At 61.7% G+C, this 19,326-nt stretch carries 15 protein-coding genes and 1 pseudogene; 15 read left to right on the forward strand and 1 reads right to left on the reverse strand.

Translation table 11 applies throughout. The features are described from left to right. Window positions 1–107 precede the first annotated feature (107 nt). Entirely contained in the window at window positions 108–1,004 is an 897-nt protein-coding gene (locus tag V3W39_RS24045; RefSeq protein ID WP_177044670.1) for a MurR/RpiR family transcriptional regulator, read from the reverse strand. A gap of 303 nt (window positions 1,005–1,307) precedes the next feature. Between V3W39_RS24045 and V3W39_RS24050 the strand changes: the two genes are divergently transcribed. The 15 genes and pseudogenes from V3W39_RS24050 (at window position 1,308) to V3W39_RS24125 (ending at window position 19,324) form a co-directional block, all read left to right on the forward strand. Further along, window positions 1,308–3,245 (forward strand): bifunctional 5-dehydro-2-deoxygluconokinase/5-dehydro-2-deoxyphosphogluconate aldolase, encoded by a 1,938-nt coding sequence (locus V3W39_RS24050; RefSeq protein WP_177078285.1) that lies wholly within the window; start codon window positions 1,308–1,310, stop codon window positions 3,243–3,245. A 197-nt stretch (window positions 3,246–3,442) separates the two neighbouring features. Beyond that, the gene (gene iolE, locus V3W39_RS24055) at window positions 3,443–4,336 is read left to right on the forward strand and encodes a myo-inosose-2 dehydratase (RefSeq protein WP_177044673.1); all 894 of its coding nucleotides are present in this window, start codon (window positions 3,443–3,445) and stop codon (window positions 4,334–4,336) included. Continuing rightward, window positions 4,333–5,127 (forward strand): 5-deoxy-glucuronate isomerase, encoded by a 795-nt coding sequence (gene iolB / locus V3W39_RS24060; protein ID WP_330213454.1) that lies wholly within the window; start codon window positions 4,333–4,335, stop codon window positions 5,125–5,127. The genes iolE and iolB overlap by 4 nt, the downstream gene beginning before the upstream one ends. Window positions 5,128–5,150: 23 nt before the next feature. Further along, on the forward strand, window positions 5,151–6,653 hold the full coding sequence (locus V3W39_RS24065) for a CoA-acylating methylmalonate-semialdehyde dehydrogenase (protein ID WP_177044678.1): 1,503 nt from the start codon (window positions 5,151–5,153) through the stop codon (window positions 6,651–6,653). A 25-nt stretch (window positions 6,654–6,678) separates the two neighbouring features. Beyond that, window positions 6,679–7,494: a TIM barrel protein gene (locus V3W39_RS24070; protein WP_177044680.1), complete on the forward strand. Its 816-nt coding sequence runs from the start codon at window positions 6,679–6,681 to the stop codon at window positions 7,492–7,494. A 10-nt stretch (window positions 7,495–7,504) separates the two neighbouring features. After that, entirely contained in the window at window positions 7,505–9,436 is a 1,932-nt protein-coding gene (gene iolD / locus V3W39_RS24075) for a 3D-(3,5/4)-trihydroxycyclohexane-1,2-dione acylhydrolase (decyclizing) (protein WP_177115852.1), read from the forward strand. A gap of 19 nt (window positions 9,437–9,455) precedes the next feature. Next, complete coding sequence (locus V3W39_RS24080; protein ID WP_330213455.1) at window positions 9,456–10,466, forward strand: Gfo/Idh/MocA family protein; 1,011 nt, start codon at window positions 9,456–9,458, stop codon at window positions 10,464–10,466. 144 nt (window positions 10,467–10,610) lie between these two features. Continuing rightward, entirely contained in the window at window positions 10,611–11,471 is an 861-nt protein-coding gene (locus V3W39_RS24085) for a sugar phosphate isomerase/epimerase family protein (RefSeq protein ID WP_063029368.1), read from the forward strand. A gap of 131 nt (window positions 11,472–11,602) precedes the next feature. Next, on the forward strand, window positions 11,603–12,643 hold the full coding sequence (locus V3W39_RS24090; protein ID WP_330213456.1) for a Gfo/Idh/MocA family protein: 1,041 nt from the start codon (window positions 11,603–11,605) through the stop codon (window positions 12,641–12,643). Window positions 12,644–13,009: 366 nt separating this feature from the next. Beyond that, window positions 13,010–13,945, forward strand: coding sequence for a sugar ABC transporter substrate-binding protein (locus tag V3W39_RS24100; RefSeq protein WP_010173158.1), 936 nt, complete (start codon window positions 13,010–13,012; stop codon window positions 13,943–13,945). Window positions 13,946–14,008: 63 nt separating this feature from the next. Then, window positions 14,009–15,562 (forward strand): sugar ABC transporter ATP-binding protein, encoded by a 1,554-nt coding sequence (locus V3W39_RS24105; protein WP_177044689.1) that lies wholly within the window; start codon window positions 14,009–14,011, stop codon window positions 15,560–15,562. A gap of 60 nt (window positions 15,563–15,622) precedes the next feature. Further along, the gene (locus tag V3W39_RS24110; RefSeq protein WP_003214704.1) at window positions 15,623–16,660 is read left to right on the forward strand and encodes an ABC transporter permease; all 1,038 of its coding nucleotides are present in this window, start codon (window positions 15,623–15,625) and stop codon (window positions 16,658–16,660) included. Between the two features lie 419 nt (window positions 16,661–17,079). Next, window positions 17,080–17,484, forward strand: a complete 405-nt coding sequence (locus tag V3W39_RS24115) for a TraR/DksA family transcriptional regulator (protein ID WP_010173153.1) — start codon at window positions 17,080–17,082, stop codon at window positions 17,482–17,484. A 22-nt stretch (window positions 17,485–17,506) separates the two neighbouring features. After that, window positions 17,507–17,593, forward strand: a pseudogene (locus V3W39_RS24120) (outer membrane lipoprotein carrier protein LolA); the annotation flags it as partial. Window positions 17,594–18,103: 510 nt separating this feature from the next. Next, window positions 18,104–19,324, forward strand: coding sequence for a methyl-accepting chemotaxis protein (locus V3W39_RS24125; protein ID WP_442968426.1), 1,221 nt, complete (start codon window positions 18,104–18,106; stop codon window positions 19,322–19,324). The last annotated feature ends 2 nt before the right edge of the window (window positions 19,325–19,326 follow it).

Raw genomic sequence — 19,326 nt, forward strand, 5'->3', positions numbered from 1 at the left:
GAGCTTGCTCCCGCTGGAGTGCGTAGCGCTCCCGCTTTTTTTGGGTCTGCTGCGCAGCCCAGCGGGAGCAAGCTCCCTCGCCACAGGGTTCAGCGTTTTGCGCTTATTCAGTCGTCGAATCCCACCTGCTCATGAATCTCATCGACCTTCAATTCCAGCCGATACGCCACGGCAATAAACAACGCCTGGCACAGGCACAGCGTCGCACTCAGTGACCTGAACGCAAACGACGACCCTTCATTCACCAGCAACACGGTGCTTGCCCGCTTGGCCAGGGGCGACAGGTTGCTGTCGGTGATGATCAGCGTCTTGGCCTGATGGTGCTGGGCAATCCGCAGGCAGTGCTGGGTTTCCTTGCCATAGGGCGTAAAGCTGATGGCTATCACCAGGTCGTTGGCCCGCACACTGCGCATCTGCTCGCGATAACTGCCGCCCAACCCCGAGACCAGGTGAATGCGCTTGTTGGTGTGCTGCAGGTTGTACACCAGGTAATCCGCCACGGCGAACGAGCGGCGCACGCCCACCACGTAGATATTGTCGGCATTCACCACCAGGTCCACGGCCTTGTCGAAGGCGGCGTCATCCAGCTCCAGCCCCAGGCGCTCGATGCCGGACAGGGTGGCATTCACGCATTCACGCGCCAGGTCGCCGCCGCTGGCTTTCTGCGACTTGTTGGCGATCATGCTGCGGATGCGCTGCTGGTAGTTCTGCACCGGCGTGGTCTTGTGGGTGTAGGCCTCGCGGAACAACGCCTGCATCTCACTGAAGCCACTGAAACCGAAACGCTGGGAAAACCGCACGATGGCCGACGGGTGCACTTCGCATTCACGGGCGATGTCGCTGATGCGGTCGACCATGATCCGGTCGCTCTGCTGGCTCATGTAGCTGGCGATGCGCTTGAGCTGGCGCGGCAGGCTCTCGTACTCATCGGTGATCAGCTGCAACAGGCGCTCGGCGTTGATCGGCGGGCTGGCGAGTGCGTCTTCCGGGGCGCTCTGGGACATAGGGAATCCTTCTGGCTTGTTCTTATAGGGCGCGTTGGAGCGCCCCTGACAATAAGTCGATGTGCGCAAGTCTACAGGGTAGGCGCAAAAAAATACCTCGGCATCCCGCCCCGCGGTACAGCTGAAACGTTGCACCGTGGCTGGAACACGTCGATGGTGGCGTATTGGAAAATATATTCCACAAAAAATATTTATAGAATAAATATTGATTGGTGTCGCCAGACGTTCTAGTCTGCTTGCACCAAGAGCGTATGCCGCCACCACGACGGCACACGCAGGCTGATAAAAATAACAGGAGCCAGCATGGGCCAGACTCGTTTTGCCAGTGGGCGTCAATTGGATCTGATTTGCCTGGGACGCCTGGGCGTCGACCTTTACGCACAACAAGTGGGTGCACGGCTGGAGGATGTCTCAAGCTTCGCCAAGTACCTCGGCGGTTCCTCCGCCAACATCGCCTTCGGTACTGCACGGCTGGGCCTGCGGTCGGCCATGTTGAGCCGGGTGGGGGACGACCATATGGGGCGTTTCCTGCTGGAATCCCTGGCCCGCGAAGGCTGCGACGTCAGCGGCATCAAGGTCGACCCGGAACGCCTTACCGCCATGGTGCTGCTGGGCCTCAAGGACCGCGAAACCTTCCCGCTGGTGTTCTACCGCGAGAACTGCGCCGACATGGCCCTGCGCGCCGAAGACATCAGCGAAGCGTTCATTGCTTCGAGCAAGGCGCTGCTGATCACCGGCACGCACTTCTCCACCGACGGCGTGTACAAGGCCAGCATCCAGGCCCTGGACTACGCTGAGAAGCACAACGTCAAGCGCGTGCTCGATATCGACTACCGCCCGGTGCTCTGGGGCCTGGCCGGCAAGGCCGACGGTGAAACCCGGTTTGTGGCCGACCAGAATGTCAGCCAGCACGTGCAAAAAATCCTCCCGCGTTTCGACCTGATCGTCGGCACCGAAGAAGAATTCCTGATTGCCGGCGGCAGCGAAGATCTGCTGACCGCGCTGCGCACGGTGCGCGGCCTCACGCCGGCCACCCTGGTGGTCAAGCTTGGCCCGCAGGGTTGCACGGTGATCCACGGCGATATCCCGGCGCGCCTCGAAGACGGCGCGATCTACCCCGGTGTGCGGGTGGAAGTGCTCAACGTGTTGGGCGCCGGTGATGCCTTCATGTCCGGCTTCCTCAGTGGCTGGCTGATCGATGCCAGCGACGAGCGCTGCTGCCAGTTGGCCAATGCCTGCGGCGGCCTGGTGGTGTCCCGCCATGCCTGCGCACCGGCGATGCCGACCCGTGCCGAACTCGATTACCTGTTCAACAGCCCGGTGCCGATTACCCGCCCGGACCAGGACGCGGTGCTGCAACGCCTGCACCAGGTCAGCGTGCCGCGCAAAACCTGGAAGCAGCTGTTTGTATTCGCCTTCGACCACCGCTGGCAACTGGTGGAGCTGGCGCAAAAGGGCGGCCAGGACCCGGCGCGCATCAGCGCCCTCAAGCAACTGTTTATCCAGGCCGTGGAACGAGTAGAAAGCAAACTGGCGGAGCAGGGCGTCGAGGCCGACGTCGGAATCCTGGCCGACCAACGTTTCGGCCAGGACGCGCTGAACGCCGCCACCGGTCGCGGGTGGTGGATCGCCCGCCCGGTGGAAGTCCAGAACTCCCGGCCACTGGCCTTTGAACACGGCCGCTCGGTGGGCAGCAACCTGATTGCCTGGCCCCGTGAGCAGATCATCAAGTGCCTGGTGCAATACCACCCCGACGACGAACCGCTGCTGCGCCTGGAACAGGAAGCGCAACTCAAGAGCCTGTACCAGGCCTCCCTGGTCAGCGGCCACGAACTGTTGCTGGAAATCGTGCCGCCCAAGGATCATCCGTCTACTTATCCCGACGTGCTCTATCGCAGCCTCAAGCGCCTGTACAACCTGGGCATCTACCCGGCGTGGTGGAAGATCGAAGCGCAGTCGGCCGAAGACTGGAAGAAGCTCGATGAATTGATCCAGGAACGCGACCCCTACTGCCGAGGCGTGGTGCTGCTGGGCCTGAATGCTTCTGCCGAATGCCTGGCCGATGGCTTTCGGCAAGCCAGCCAGAGCCAGACCTGCCGTGGTTTCGCCGTGGGCCGCACGATCTTCCAGGAGCCCAGCCGAGCGTGGCTGGCAGGGGAGATCGACGATGAGGGGTTGATTCAACAGGCCCAGGGCATCTTTGAACAATTGATCAGTGCCTGGCGCAGCGCCCGAAGTTAAGCGCCGCTCATTGAATTGGAATGCAATCAAAGGTGGGAGCTGGTTTATGTGGGAGCTGGGCTTGCCCGCGATAGGATCCACTCGGTCTATCTGAAGCACCGAGGTGTCTGCATCGCAGGCAAGCCAGCTCCCACACAAGCTGGCTTCCACATAAAGCAGATCTCAGGCAACTCTGAAAAACAATAAAAGGTGCAGCCATGCCCGCTATCCGAATTGGCATCAACCCGATCTCCTGGAGCAACGACGACCTGCCGGCCCTGGGCGGCGAAACGCCGTTGAGCACCGCCCTCAGCGAAGGCAAGGACATCGGCTACGAAGGTTTCGAACTCAACGGCAAATTCCCCAAGGACGCCAAGGGCGTGGGCGATGTGTTGCGCCCGTATGACCTGGCGCTGGTCTCCGGCTGGTACTCCAGCCGCCTGGCCCGGCGCTCGGTGGCGGAAGAAATCGAGGCCATCGCCAGCCACGTCGAACTGCTGCGGGAAAACGGCGCCACAGTGTTGGTGTACGGCGAAGTCGCCGACTCGATCCAGGGTTCGCCGGTACGCCTGATGGAACGCCCGCGTTTCCACAGCGAACAGGCCTGGCAGGAGTACGCCGACAAGCTCACCGAACTGGCGCGTTTCACTCTGTCCCAGGGTGTGCGCCTGGCGTACCACCACCACATGGGCGCCTACGTCGAATCCCCGGAAGACATCGACCAACTGATGCGCCGCACCGGTCCGGAAGTCGGCCTGCTGTTCGACTCGGGCCACTGCTACATGGGCGGCGGCGAGCCCCTCGACGTCCTGCGCAAACACATCGACCGCATCTGCCACGTACATTTCAAGGACGTACGCAAACCGGTGGTGCAACTGGCGCGCAACCAGATGTGGAGCTTCCCGGACTGCATCGTCAACGGCACCTTCACCGTGCCCGGCGACGGTGATATCGACTTCGCCGCACTGCTGGACGTGCTGCTGGCCGCCCACTACCACGGCTGGCTCGTGGTGGAGGCCGAGCAGGATCCCGCCGTGGCGCCGAGCTATATCTACGCGAAGAAAGGCTATGACACGCTGCGCGCACTTCTGAGTGAGAGGACCGGACAATGAGCCTGTTGGTCAAAAGCAGCAAACGCGGGCAGACCATGGTCGCCCTGGAAGAAGGGCGCCTGGAATACGTGGGCTTCGCCGCCTACCGCCTGAGCCTGGGTGAAACCCTGCCCGTCACCGCCGGTGATAAAGAACTGTGCCTGGTGCTGCTCTGCGGCCGGGTAACTATTCAGGGCGAAGGCTTCAACTGGGAAAACCTCGGTGATCGCCACTCGGTGTTCGAAGACAAATCCCCGTTCGCCGCCTACCTGCCGCCGGGCACCGACGCCCAGGTCACCGCCCTGAGCGACGTGCAAATCGCCGTCTGCGCCGCTCCCGGCTCCACCGAAGCCGGCCTGGCCCCACGCCTGATCCGCCCCGAACAATGCAAACGCAGCGTACGCGGCAAGGGTGCCAACACCCGCTACGTGTGCGACATCCTGCCCGACAGCGAGCCTGCTCATTCGCTGCTGGTGGTGGAGGTGCGCACGCCGTCCGGTCACTCGTCGAGCTACCCGCCCCACAAGCACGACACCGACGATCTGCCGCACCAGAGCTTTCTCGAAGAAACCTACTACCACCAGATCAACCCGCCCCAGGGCTTCGTGTTCCAGCGCGTCTACACCGACGATCGCAGCATCGACCAGGCCATGGCCGTGGAGAACAGCGACCTGGTGGTGGTGCCCAAGGGGTATCACCCGGTCAGCGTGCCGTATGGCTACGAGTCCTACTACCTGAACGTGATGGCCGGCCCCAAGCGCGCCTGGCATTTCCATAACGACCCGCAGCACAGCTGGCTGCTGGATCTTTAAAGCACTTTCGACGGAGAACAATAATGAGCAACGCCCCAGTAATCGGCCACTACATCAACGGCCAGGTGCAGGACAGCGGCAGCGAACGTTTCAGCAATGTATTCAACCCGGCCACCGGCGAAGTCCAGGCGCGCGTCGGGCTGGCCAGCCAGAAGACCGTCGATGAAGCCGTGGCCTCGGCGCTGAAAGCCTTCCCGGCGTGGTCCGAGCAGTCGTCCCTGCGCCGTTCGCGGGTGCTGTTCAAGTTCAAGGAACTGCTCGACCGGCACCACGATGAACTGGCCGAAATCATCAGCCGTGAACACGGCAAGGTGTTCTCCGACGCCAAGGGCGAAGTCACTCGCGGCATCGAGATCGTCGAGTACGCCTGTGGCGCGCCGAACCTGCTGAAAACCGATTTCAGCGACAACATCGGCGGCGGCATCGACAACTGGAACCTGCGCCAGCCCCTGGGCGTGTGCGCCGGCATCACCCCGTTCAACTTCCCGGTGATGGTGCCGCTGTGGATGATCCCGCTGGCCCTGGCCACCGGTAACTGCTTCATCCTCAAACCGTCGGAGCGCGACCCGTCCGCCAGCTTGCTGATGGCCCGCCTGCTGACCGAAGCCGGGCTGCCCGACGGTGTGTTCAACGTGGTGCAGGGCGACAAAAGCGCCGTGGACGGCCTGTTGCAGCACCCGGACATCGAGGCGATTTCGTTTGTCGGCTCCACCCCGATTGCCGAGTACATCCACCAGCAGGCGACCCAGCGCGGCAAGCGTGTGCAGGCGTTGGGCGGTGCGAAGAACCATATGATCGTGATGCCCGATGCCGACCTGGACCAGGCCGCCGACGCCTTGATCGGCGCGGCCTACGGCTCGGCCGGTGAGCGTTGCATGGCGATTTCGATTGCCGTGGTGGTGGGCGATGTCGGTGACAAGCTGATCGAAAAACTGCTGCCGCGTATCGACCAGTTGAAGGTCGGCAACGGTATGCAAAAAGACAGCGAGATGGGCCCGCTGGTCACCGCCGAGCACAAAGCCAAGGTCGAAGGTTTTATCGACCAGGGTGTGGCGCAAGGCGCGAAGCTGATCGTCGATGGCCGTGGCTTCAAGGTGCCGGGCGCGGAGGGTGGCTTCTTCGTCGGCGCGACCTTGTTCGATAACGTCACCACCGAAATGAGCATCTACCAGCAAGAGATCTTCGGGCCCGTGCTGGGCATCGTGCGGGTGGCGGATTTTGCCAGCGCGGTGGCCTTGATCAACGCCCATGAGTTCGGCAACGGCGTGTCGTGCTTTACCAGCGACGGCGGCATTGCCCGCGCGTTTGCCCGCACCATCAAGGTGGGCATGGTCGGCATCAACGTGCCGATTCCGGTGCCCATGGCCTGGCATTCGTTTGGTGGCTGGAAGCGCTCGCTGTTCGGCGACCACCATGCCTACGGCGAAGAAGGCATTCGTTTCTACAGCCGCTACAAAAGCGTCATGCAACGCTGGCCCGACAGCATTGCCAAGGGCCCTGAATTCAGCATGCCAACCGCCAAGTAACTGTTAAGTGTGGAGCACAACAATAATGAAGTCGCCTCTACGTTTTGCCCTGAACCGCATGGTCGCCCCCAGCCTTTCCCTGCCGGACTTTATCCAGCTGGCGGTGACCCTCAAATGCGACGCCATCGAGATCCGCAACGACCTCAAGGGCATCGAGATTGAAGACGGTACTCCTGCCAGCCGCGTACGCGAATTGTGCGCGGTGCACGGCATCACCGTGCTGTCGATCAACGCGCTGTACCCGTTTGATGTATGGAACGACGAGCGCCGCGCCCAGGCGATCAAGCTGGCCGCCTATGCCCGCGAATCCGGCGCACAGGCATTGGTGATGTGCCCGTTGAACGACCGTGCCGACTCACGCAACGAAGCCCAGCGCGCCGCCGGTTTGCGCACCGCCTTGAGCGAACTGGCGCCGATCCTGCGGGAATACGGGATTCTCGGCTTCGTCGAACCCCTGGGTTTTGAAGAATGTTCCCTGCGCCGCAAGCGCGTGGCGGTGGATGCGATCAAGGCCATCGGCGGGCTGGATGTATTCCGCGTGGTGCACGACACCTTCCACCATCACCTGGCCAGCGAACATGAGTTCTTCCCCGAGCTGACCGGGCTGGTGCATATCTCCGGTGTGGAAGATGCCGAGGCGCCGCTGAACTCGATCCGCGACGGCCACCGGGTGCTGGTGGGCGAGGCCGACATCCTCGGCAACGCCGCGCAGATCGACACCCTGCTCAGCACCGGCTACAGCGGCTACCTGTCGTTCGAGCCGTTTGCCGAAAGCGTGCATGGCCTGGCGGACATCAAGCAGGCACTGGGGGCGAGCATCGCCCACCTGCAAAAACGATAAGGGGCACCCCATGACCACAACCCGATTGACCATGGCCCAGGCCCTGGTGAAGTTTCTGGATAACCAGTACATCGAAGTCGATGGCGTGCAGAGCAAATTTGTCGCCGGCATCTTCACGATTTTCGGCCACGGCAATGTGCTGGGCCTGGGCCAGGCCCTGGAGCAGGACAGCGGTGACCTGGTGGTGCATCAGGGCCGCAACGAGCAAGGCATGGCCCACGCGGCGATTGGCTTTGCCAAGCAGCACCTGCGCCGCAAGATCTACGCCTGCAGCTCTTCGGTAGGGCCGGGCGCGGCGAATATGCTGACCGCGGCGGCGACTGCCACTGCCAACCGCATTCCATTGCTGCTGTTGCCCGGTGATGTCTACGCCAGCCGCCAGCCGGACCCGGTGTTGCAACAGATCGAGCAGTTCCATGACCTGAGCATCAGCACCAACGACGCCTTTCGTGCCGTGAGCAAATACTGGGACCGCATCAACCGTCCGGAACAGTTGATGACCGCGGCGATCCACGCCATGCGCGTGCTCACCGACCCCGCCGAGACCGGCGCGGTGACCCTGGCTTTACCGCAGGATGTGCAGGGCGAGGCGTGGGATTACCCGGATTACTTCCTGCAGAAACGCGTGCACCGTATCGACCGCCGCCCGGCGACCGAAGCGATGCTGGGCGATGCCGTAGCGGCGTTCAAAGGCAAGCGCAAACCGCTGATCGTGTGTGGCGGCGGGGTCAAATACTCCGGGGCGAATGCCGCGCTGCAAGCCTTCGCCGAGCGCTTCGACATTCCTTTCGCAGAAACCCAGGCGGGCAAGAGTGCGGTGGTGTCCAGCCACCCGCTGAACCTCGGTGGCCTTGGTGAAACCGGCTGCCTGGCGGCGAACCTGCTGGCACCTGAAGCCGACCTGATCATCGGCATCGGCACGCGTTATACCGACTTCACTACCTCGTCCAAATCCTTGTTCAAGCATCCCGAGGTGCGGTTTCTCAACCTCAATATCAGCCCGTGCGATGTGCTGAAACTGGACGCTGTGCAATTGCTGGCGGATGCCAAGGTGGGCCTTGAGGCGCTGGCCGAAGCGCTGGGTGACTATCGCTCCAGTTGGGGTGATCAGCCACGGGACGCCAAGGCGCAACTGGACGCTGAAGTGGACCGCATCTACCAGGCCGATTACCAGAGCGAAAACTTCGTCCCGGAAATCAACGACCACATGGACCCGGCGGTGCTGCGTGAATTCATCGAGCTGACCGGTTCCTGCCTGACCCAAAGCCGCGTGCTCGGGGTGCTCAACGAAACCCTGGCCGACGATGCGATCATCGTCGCCGCCGCTGGCAGCCTGCCGGGCGATTTGCAGCGCAGCTGGCGCAGCAAGGGCGTCAACACCTACCACGTCGAGTACGGCTATTCGTGCATGGGCTACGAGGTCAACGCGGCCCTGGGCGTCAAGCTGGCCGAGCCCGAGCGCGAGGTGTACGCATTGGTGGGCGATGGCTCCTACATGATGCTGCACTCGGAGCTGGCCACCTCGATCCAGGAGCGGCGCAAGATCAACGTGGTGCTGCTGGACAACATGACCTTCGGCTGCATCAACAATTTGCAGATGGAACACGGCATGGACAGCTTCGGCACCGAGTTCCGCTTCCGCAATCCCGAGACCGGCAAGCTCGACGGCGGGTTCGTGCCGGTGGACTTCGCCATGAGCGCGGCGGCCTATGGCTGCAAGACCTACAAGGTCAACACCGTGGAGCAGCTGCAGGCGGCGCTGGCCGATGCGCGCACGCAAACGGTGTCGACGCTGATTGATATCAAGGTTCTGCCCAAGACCATGATCCACAAATACCTGTCGTGGTGGCGAGTCGGTGTGGCGCAGGTGTCCACCAGCGCGCGCACCGATGCGGTGGCCAAACAACTCAATGAACGCCTGGCCAAGGCCCGGCAGTACTAATAACAAGAGGAGTGTTTCCATGTCTTTGAAGTTGGGTGTTATCGGTACTGGCGCCATCGGCCAGGATCACATTCGTCGCTGCAGCCAGACCTTGCTCAACAGCCAGGTGGTGGCGGTGACGGACATCAACCTTGAGCAAGCTGCCAAGGTCGTCGCGGACCTGAAACTCACCGCCGAGGTCTACCCGGACGGCCACGCGCTGATCAACTCGCCGCAAGTCGAGGCGGTCCTGGTGACCTCCTGGGGCCCGAGCCACGAAGAATTCGTGCTGGCGGCGATTGCTGCCGGCAAGCCGGTGTTCTGCGAGAAACCGCTGGCCGTGACCGCCGAGGGCTGCCGCAAGATCGTCGAGGCTGAAGTGGCCCACGGCAAGCGCCTGGTGCAAGTGGGTTTCATGCGCCCGTATGACCACGGCTATCGCGCCCTCAAGGCCGTGATCGACAGCGGCCAGATCGGCGAGCCGTTGATGCTGCACTGTGCCCACCGCAACCCGAGGGTGGGTGAGAACTACAAGACCGACATGGCGATCACCGACACCTTGATCCACGAGCTGGATGTGTTGCGTTGGTTGCTGGCGGATGACTATGTGTCGGTGCAAGTGGTGTTCCCGCGTAAATCGAGCAAGGCGTTGGCGCACTTGCGTGACCCGCAGATCGTGCTGCTGGAAACCGCCAAGGGCACGCGCATCGATGTGGAAGTGTTTGTGAACTGCCAATACGGCTACGACATTCAATGTGAAGTGGTGGGAGAGACCGGTATTGCGAAATTGCCGGAGCCGTCCCAGGTGCAGATGCGCAGTGAGGCCAAGCTGTCCAATGCGATCCTGATGGATTGGAAAGACCGGTTTATCGCGGCCTATGACGTCGAGTTGCAGGCATTTATCGACGGCGTGCGGTCCGGGCAAGTGGGCGGGCCGTCGGCGTGGGATGGTTTTGCGGCGGCGGTGGCGGCGGATGCGTGCATCGAGGCGCAGAACAGTGGGCAGATTGTGAAAGTGGGCCTGCCAACCCGTCCGCATTTCTACGGCTGACCACCTATTCCACTGTAGGAGCTGGCTTGCCTGCGATGACGGCGGCACATTCAATATCACTGTCGCCTGATACACCGCTATCGCAGGCAAGCCAGCTCCCACCTTTGATCGGGTTCCAACATCAGATTTGGGAGCGTTTCTAACATGCGCATCGCATTAGACCCCTACATGTACCGCCACCTGCCCCTCGGCCAAATGGTCGACAAGGCCGCCGAGCTCGGCTACCAGCACATCGAACTCTCGCCCCGGGAAGACTTCCTGCCGTTCTACAAGGCCGCCCGGGTCGACCGGGCGCGCATCAAGGAATTTCGCAAAGCCCTGAGCGACGCCGGCGTGCAACTCTCGTCCCTGCTGCCCATGTACCACTGGGCCGCCGCCGACGAAGGCCTGCGGGTTGCCGCCGTACGCAACTGGAAGCGCGCGATCCAGATCGCCGTGGAAATGGACTGCGAGCTGGTCAACACCGAATTCACTGGCCAGTCCGACAACCCGCTGGTGTGCGAAAACCAGTTCATGCGCTCCATGGACGAGCTGATGCCGGAGTTCGAGCGCGAAGGCGTGAAGCTGGATATCCAGGCGCACCCGTATGACTTCTGCGAGCGCAACAACGAGTCGGTGGACATCATTCGCGGCCTCGACCGCGACTGGATCAACTACCTCTACGCCGCGCCGCACACCTTCTTCTATGACGACGGCAAGGGCGATATCGCCTCGATGCTCAAGTACGCAGGCTCCAAGCTCAGCCACTTGATCATCGCCGACACCTACAACCACCGGGCGTCCTCCAACCTGCGCTACATCGTCAATCCGCCGGGCGTGACGGCCACCGTGCACCAGCACCTGGACATCGGCCAGGGCGAGGTCAACTGGGAGGCGTTTTTCGGCACCCTGCGGGAAATCAAGTTCGACGGCATCGCCACGGTGTCGGTGTTTGCCTGGGAAGACCGGCCGGATGAGTCCAACCGGATGATGCTGGAGCGGGTGACCCGCGAACTTTGCTGTTAGATCGCTGTGGCTTGCTCTGTGGCGAGGGAGCTTGCTCCCGCTCGGCTGCGTAGCAGTCGCAAGCTTTTGGGGGCGCTTCGCACCCCAGCGGGAGCAAGCTCCCTCGCCACAATTAACCAAGGAGTATTTGTATGCGAATCGGACTGGTTGGATACGGCCACGGTGGCCGCTTTTTTCACGCACCGCTGATTGCCAGCCTGCCGGGGGCGACCTTTGTCGGCGTCGTCACCCGCTCACCCGAGCGTCGCCAACAGTTGGCGAAAGAACATCCTGGTGTAAAAGCCTTCGATACCATCGGCCAGATCGTCGAGGCCGGTGTCGACGCCCTGGTGATCTCCACCACCCTCAAGGGCCGTCCTGCGTTGGTGTTGGAAGCCATCGAACACGGTGTGGCGGTGGTCAGCGACAAACCCTTCGCCAGCAATGCCGAACAGGCCCAGGCCTTGATTACCGCCGCCGAGCGCCAGGGCGTGCTGCTCAGCGTCTACCAGAACCGGCGCTGGGATTCGGACTTCCTGACCCTGCGCAAGCTGATCGACGCCGGCGCACTGGGCACCGTCACCCGCTTCGAATCCCGGGTGGAACGCTACAACCCGGGCTCCGTGGGCAATGCCAGCGGCGGCGGGTTCCTGCGGGACCTGGGCAGCCATCTGGTCGACCAGGCGATGCAACTGTTCGGCCCGGTGGAGCGGGTGTTCGCGCAATTGCACTACACCTCGCAGGAGCCCACAGTGGATCACGGTTTCTTCGTGTCCATGACCCACGCCAACGGGGTGATTTCCCACCTGTGGGGCAGTGCCTTGCAAAACAGCCAGGCGCCGCGTTTCCGGGTGAATGGCAGCGCCGGGTGCTACACCGTGGAAGGGCTGGACGGCCAGGAAGCGTTGTTGATGGCCGGCAAGACCCCGAAAACCGAAGGCGAGCACTGGGGCGCCGAAGAACACCGGCGTTGGGGCTGGTTCGAGCAAGGTGAGGAGCGCGAGCGCGTGCCCTCGGAAAAAGGCCGCTGGAACCAGTTCTACAGCCAGTTGCAAAGCGCGGTGGAAGGCCATGGCCCGTTGCCGGTGGACGCCCGGGATGCGCTGCAAACCACCCGTGTACTGGACGCGGCGCGCCTCAGTTCGGAGCGCCAGCAGGTGGTGGAAATACCCGCTGTGGAAAGCCACAGATGAAAAATAGAATAAAATTCTAAAATAAGTTGATATGGAAATTATTTTCCAATAAAGTCATTTCCAGGTTGCATAAAGTACGTTCGGACTCGATTCGGGCGACTCGACAAAAACAAGATCAAAACAACCAGGTACCGTCAGATGAAAATCTTCAACGCTGTACTGCGAGTTTTACGTCCTGCCCTCAAGCCACGCGGTCTGCCCCGCGCCCGGCCGTTTTACTTCTCCCTCCTGAATGTCCTGTGCGTCGAAAGCAAGGGTTCCCTGGTGTGCTGCATTCCGGGGGCGCCGATCGTTCGACTGCCGACAGCTTCGCTCTGAAAAACGCAACGTCCACAAAACCAACAAGAAATTGGAGACAGACCGTTCATGAAGACCCCGATCCGTTTTACCGCGCTGGCCCTGTCAATGATGCTCGCCAGCGGTTTTGCCACCGCCGCCGATATCAAGGTGGGTGTGAGCATGTCGGCATTCGATGACACCTTCCTGACCTACCTGCGCGAGGACATGGACAAGCAAGCCAAGTCCTATCCCAAGGGTGACGGCGTACAGCTGCAGTTCGAAGATGCCCGCGCCGACGTGGTCAAGCAATTGAGCCAGGTCGAGAACTTTATCAGCCAGAAAGTCGACGCCATCATCGTCAACCCGGTCGACACGGCATCTACCGCCAACATCAGTAAAGCGGCGCTCGCGGCGGGCATTCCGCTGGTGTACGTCAACCGTCGTCCCGACCAGACCGATTTGCCCAAGGGCATCGTGGCCGTGACCTCCAATGACGTCGAGGCCGGCCGCCTGCAAATGCAGTACATCGCCGAAAAGCTCGGTGGCAAGGGCAAGATCGTGATCCTGCTGGGTGACCTGGCGAACAACTCCACCACCAACCGCACCAAGGGCGTGAAGGAAGTCCTGGCCAAGTACCCGGACATCAAGATCGAGCAGGAACAGACCGGCATCTGGCTGCGTGACAAGGGCATGACCCTGGTCAATGACTGGCTGACCCAGGGCCGCGAGTTCAACGCAGTACTGGCCAACAACGATGAGATGGCTATCGGTGCGTCCATGGCGTTGAAATCGGCGGGGACCAAGCCGGGCACCGTGTTGATCGCGGGCGTGGATGGCACGCCGGACGGCCTCAACGCGATTACCAAGGGTGACATGGCCGCGTCGGCCTTCCAGGACGCCAACGGCCAGGCCGTGGGCTCGGTGGAAGCAGCACGCAAGATGGCCAGGCACGAGCCGGTGGAGCAGAACGTGGTGATCCCGTTCAAGCTGATCACCCCGGACAACGTCAAAGACTTCAAGTAGCCCTTAATAACAACAATAAACCGGCAGGGCAGCCACGGCGGCCCTGCTGACGGAGTACCCGATATGTTTGCTCAAGCGACTGCTTCCCAGCCTCCCGGTATCCAGCCCCTGGTACTGGAAGAACCCTATCTGCTGGAGATCTCCAACATCAGCAAAGGCTTTCCCGGCGTCGTGGCCCTGGCCGATGTGCAACTGCGGGTGCGCCCCGGTTCGGTGCTGGCGCTGATGGGAGAGAACGGCGCGGGCAAGTCGACGCTGATGAAGATCATCGCCGGCATCTATCAGCCCGACGCCGGTGAAATCCGCCTGCGGGGCAAGCCGATTGTGTTTGAGACACCGCTGGCGGCGCAGAAAGCCGGCATCGCGATGATCCACCAGGAACTCAACCTGATGCCCCACATGAGCATCGCCGAGAACATCTGGATCGGCCGCGAACAGCTCAACGGCCTGCACATGGTCAACCACCGGGAAATGCACCGCTGCACCGCGCAATTGCTGGAGCGGCTGCGGATCAACCTCGACCCGGAAGAACACGTCGGCAACCTGAGCATCGCCGAGCGGCAGATGGTCGAGATTGCCAAGGCCGTGTCCTATGACTCCGACATCCTGATCATGGATGAGCCCACCTCGGCGATTACCGACAAGGAAGTGGCCCACCTGTTTTCGATCATTGCCGACCTCAAGTCCCAGGGCAAAGGCATCATCTACATCACCCATAAAATGAACGAAGTGTTCGCCATCGCCGATGAAGTGGCGGTGTTCCGCGACGGTGCGTACATCGGCCTGCAACGGGCCGACAGCATGGACAGCGACAGCCTGATCTCGATGATGGTGGGGCGCGAGCTGAGCCAGCTGTTCCCGGTGCGCGACAAGCCTATCGGCGATCTGCTGCTGTCGGTACGCGACCTGCGCCTGGATGGGGTGTTCCAGGGCGTGTCGTTTGACCTGCACGCCGGCGAGATTCTCGGCATTGCCGGGTTGATGGGCTCTGGCCGTACCAACGTGGCTGAGACCATTTTTGGCATCACCCCAAGCTCCGGCGGCGAGATCCAGCTGGACGGCAAGACCGTGCGCATCACCGACCCGCACATGGCCATCGAGAAGGGCTTCGCGCTGCTGACCGAAGACCGCAAGCTCAGCGGCTTGTTTCCTTGCCTCTCGGTGCTGGAAAACATGGAAATGGCCGTGCTGCCGCTTTACTCCGGCAACGGCTTCATCCAGCAAAAGGCCCTGCGGGCCCTGTGTGAAGACATGTGCACCAAGCTGCGGGTGAAAACCCCGTCGCTTGAGCAGTGCATCGACACCTTGTCCGGCGGCAACCAGCAAAAAGCCCTGTTGGCCCGCTGGCTGATGACCAACCCGCGGCTGCTGATCCTCGACGAGCCCACTCGCGGTATCGACGTGGGCGCCAAGGCCGAGATCTACCGGCTGATTTCCTACCTGGCCAGCGAAGGCATGGCCGTGATCATGATTTCTTCGGAGCTGCCGGAAGTGCTGGGCATGAGCGACCGGGTAATGGTGATGCACGAAGGCGACCTGATGGGCACCCTGGACCGCGCGGACGCGACCCAGGAAAAAGTCATGCAACTGGCTTCCGGTATGACGGCGGTCCACTAACGAACACACGGCGCCGGCCCGTTGCGGCCGGCGCAACGCGATAAAAAAAGGTGAGTGGTTATGAACGCGATACTGGAAAGCAAACCCGAGGAAAAGAAGCCCGCTGCAGCGCCGGTCAAGCACCGTCGACGCATGCCCACCGAGCTGAGCATCCTGCTGGTGCTGATTGGCATCGGCCTGGTGTTTGAGTTGTTCGGCTGGATCGTGCGGGACCAGAGTTTCCTGATGAACTCCCAGCGCCTGGTGTTGATGATCCTGCAAGTGTCGATCATCGGCCTGCTGGCGATTGGCGTGACCCAGGTGATCATCACCACCGGTATCGACCTGTCCTCGGGCTCGGTGTTGGCGTTGTCGGCGATGATCGCCGCCAGTCTGGCGCAGACTTCCGACTTTTCCCGGGCAGTGTTTCCATCCCTGACCGACTTGCCGGTGTGGATACCGGTGGCGATGGGCCTGGGTGTGGGGCTGCTGGCGGGGGCCATCAACGGCAGCATTATTGCGGTCACCGGGATTCCACCGTTTATTGCCACCCTCGGCATGATGGTCTCGGCCCGTGGCCTGGCGCGTTATTACACCGAAGGCCAGCCGGTGAGCATGCTCTCGGACTCCTACACGGCCATCGGCCACGGCGCGATGCCGGTGGTGATCTTCCTGGTGGTGGCGGTGATCTTCCATATCGCCCTGCGCTACACCAAGTACGGCAAGTACACCTACGCCATCGGCGGCAACATGCAGGCGGCGCGCACCTCTGGGATCAACGTCAAGCGTCACCTGATCATCGTCTACAGCATCGCCGGCCTGCTGGCGGGCCTGGCCGGTGTAGTGGCCTCGGCACGAGCGGCCACCGGGCAGGCGGGCATGGGCATGTCCTATGAGCTGGACGCGATTGCTGCGGCGGTGATCGGCGGCACCAGCTTGGCGGGCGGAGTAGGGCGCATCACCGGCACCGTGATCGGCGCGCTGATCCTCGGGGTGATGGCCAGCGGGTTTACCTTCGTCGGTGTGGATGCCTACATCCAGGACATCATCAAGGGCCTGATCATCGTGGTGGCGGTGGTGATCGACCAGTACCGCAACAAGCGCAAGCTCAAGCGCTAACACGGTCCTCTAGGCTGCATCAATCAATGTGGGAGCTGGCTTGCCTGCGATAGCATCAACTTGGTCTCGCTGACAGACCGAGTCGACTGCATCGCGGGCAAGCCCGGCTCCCACATGAGCGTTTTGCCATCAACGTTTAACCGTTTGTCTTCTATATAGCTCCACAACACTGAATTTCTTGCTATAAACGCACTCCGATGACCGTTCGCCGAGCCCGTCCTGGTGCCTTTGCGGGTTATCTTGGAAAAAATGCCTGTCATTTCAGTTGCTGAGCCCTCAAGTCGGCCTTAGACTGCCGCCCCTCGTAAATTGAGTGCCGGGTGGCGCTTGAAATGGACGGCGCCTTTCCGAGACCTGCACAGGCCTTCCGGAACGCTCCCTTATTCGCCTTGATGCACGTATTTTTTATAGAGAAATCAATGACAAAGGAAAAGTTGCTGGCCATGCCGGCGGATGACTACATGAATGCCGAGCAGCACGCTTTTTTTGAGCAGTTGTTGCAAGACATGAAAGTGGAACACCATGAGCGCATTGAGCAGAACCGCATCGCCATCGAAAGCCTGGACACCCCGGCTGACCCGGCTGACGCTGCTTCTGTCGAAGAAGAGCGCACCTGGCTGGTGAATGCCATCGACCGCGACCAGCGCATGCTGCCGCAACTTGAGCAGGCCCTGGGCCGTATCAAGGAAGATTCCTTCGGCTGGTGCGATGACAGCGGCGAGCCTATCGGCCTCAAGCGCCTGCTGATCAGCCCGACCACCAAGTACTGCATCGAAGCGCAAGAGCGCCACGAGCAAATCGACAAGCACCAGCGTCAAGCCTGATGCCGTCCTTGTAGGAGCGAGCTTGCTCGCGAAGGTCGCTAACGATAACGCGGGAAGCCTGGTACCCAACGGTGCTCTCAGGTTCTTCGCGAGCAAGCTCGCTCCTACATAGATTTCGCCCGTATTACCCCTGTCTATTGATCTGCTGCAAGCCCCCCACTAAAGGCCCATGGATAATGGCCACGTAGTGGCGTTTAATGCAGTCACAATAACGACAAGCAGTGGGGTAACGAAGATGGCTGGAGACGGATCTCTCATAGGCGCGGCAGTGTCACCCCCTGTGGTGACGCGTCAGTTGCCCGGCTGGTTGACGCCGCTCCTGCAAAGTGCCGCCCTGGTGCTGTTGCTGCTGGGCCTGGCGTTCGGCCAACTCTCGATTTACCTGTGCCTGCCGGTGGCCCTGCTGCTGATCTGGCTGCCCCGCCTGAAACATCGCACCGCCAGCACCGTACCGTCCGACACTACCGATGCCATCGGCGAGCTGACCCGCGACCTGTCCTACACCACCAGTCATAACGCATTGTCTGCTGCGGGCGTGGCCTATTCGGTCAAGCAATTGGCGGCCAGGCTGCAATCGCAATTAGGCGCGGCGAGGCAGATTGTCAGCAGTGCCGAAGTGATGATTGACACCGAGAAGGTCACCTCCGAGCTGAGTCGCCAGGCTCTCGGTGCTGCCAGCCAGGCCCATCAGCGCAGCACCGAAGGGCGCGAAGTGCTGGCGCAATCCATCACCCGCATGCACCAGCTCAGCCAGCGTGCCAACGACAGCCGCCACTTGATCGAGGCCTTGAGCCAGCGCAGCGAAGAAATCCAGCGAGTCACTCTGGTGATCCAGTCGATCGCCAGCCAGACCAACCTGTTGGCCCTGAACGCTGCGATTGAGGCCGCGCGGGCCGGTGAGCACGGTCGCGGTTTTGCGGTGGTCGCCGACGAAGTGCGTGGGCTGGCAGGGCGTACGGCCACGGCCACCGACGAGGTCGGAGTGATGGTGGCGGATATCCAGCAGCGTACCGCCCAGGTGGTGGAGCAGATCCGGCAGTTGTCGGCGGATTTGCAGTCCGGTGTAGAACAGGTGGAACACGCCGGTGAGCAATTGGAGAACATTGCTACCCTGGCCGCGGACGTTGAAGGCCAGGTCAATGAAATCGCCCAAGGCACCGACACCAACCGCGCGCAACTCGACAGTCTGTTTCATGCTGTGGAGCAGATGCGTAGCGACTTGACCGTCAGTGACCAGCAAACCCAACAGCTGGCCGCCGCCGCGGTGCAAATGGAAGGGCAGGCCGAAACCATCAGCGAGCGCCTCGCCGAGGTCGGCCTGGACGACTATCACCAGCGCATCTATGACCTGGCCCGGGAAGGAGCCGGCCGGATCGCCGCGCAGTTCGAAGCCGACGTACTGCAGAACCGCATCAGCCTGGATGACCTGTTCGACCGCAGTTACACGCCCATTCCCAGCACCCGGCCAAGCAAGTACCACACCCGCTTTGACGGCTACACCGACCAGGTGCTGCCGGCCATCCAGGAAGCGTTGTTGCCCCGTCATGAGGGGTTGGTATTCGCCATCGCCTGCACGCCACAGGGTTATGTGCCGACCCATAACAAGGCGTTTTCCCAGACGTTGACCGGCGACGCCCAGGTGGATGCGCTGCAAAACCGTACCAAGCGCAAGTTTGACGACCGTACCGGGATCCGCTGTGGCAGCCACCAGCAGGCGGTGTTGTTGCAAACCTACACCCGCGATACCGGTGAGTTGATGCACGACTTGTCAGTGCCGATCACGGTCAAGGGCAGGCATTGGGGTGGCTTGCGTCTGGGCTATAAACCCGAGGGCCGCTGATT

The sequence above is a fragment of the Pseudomonas sp. Z18(2022) genome, assembly GCF_036346535.1.
GTDB classification, from domain to species: Bacteria; Pseudomonadota; Gammaproteobacteria; order Pseudomonadales; family Pseudomonadaceae; genus Aquipseudomonas; species Aquipseudomonas yamanorum_A.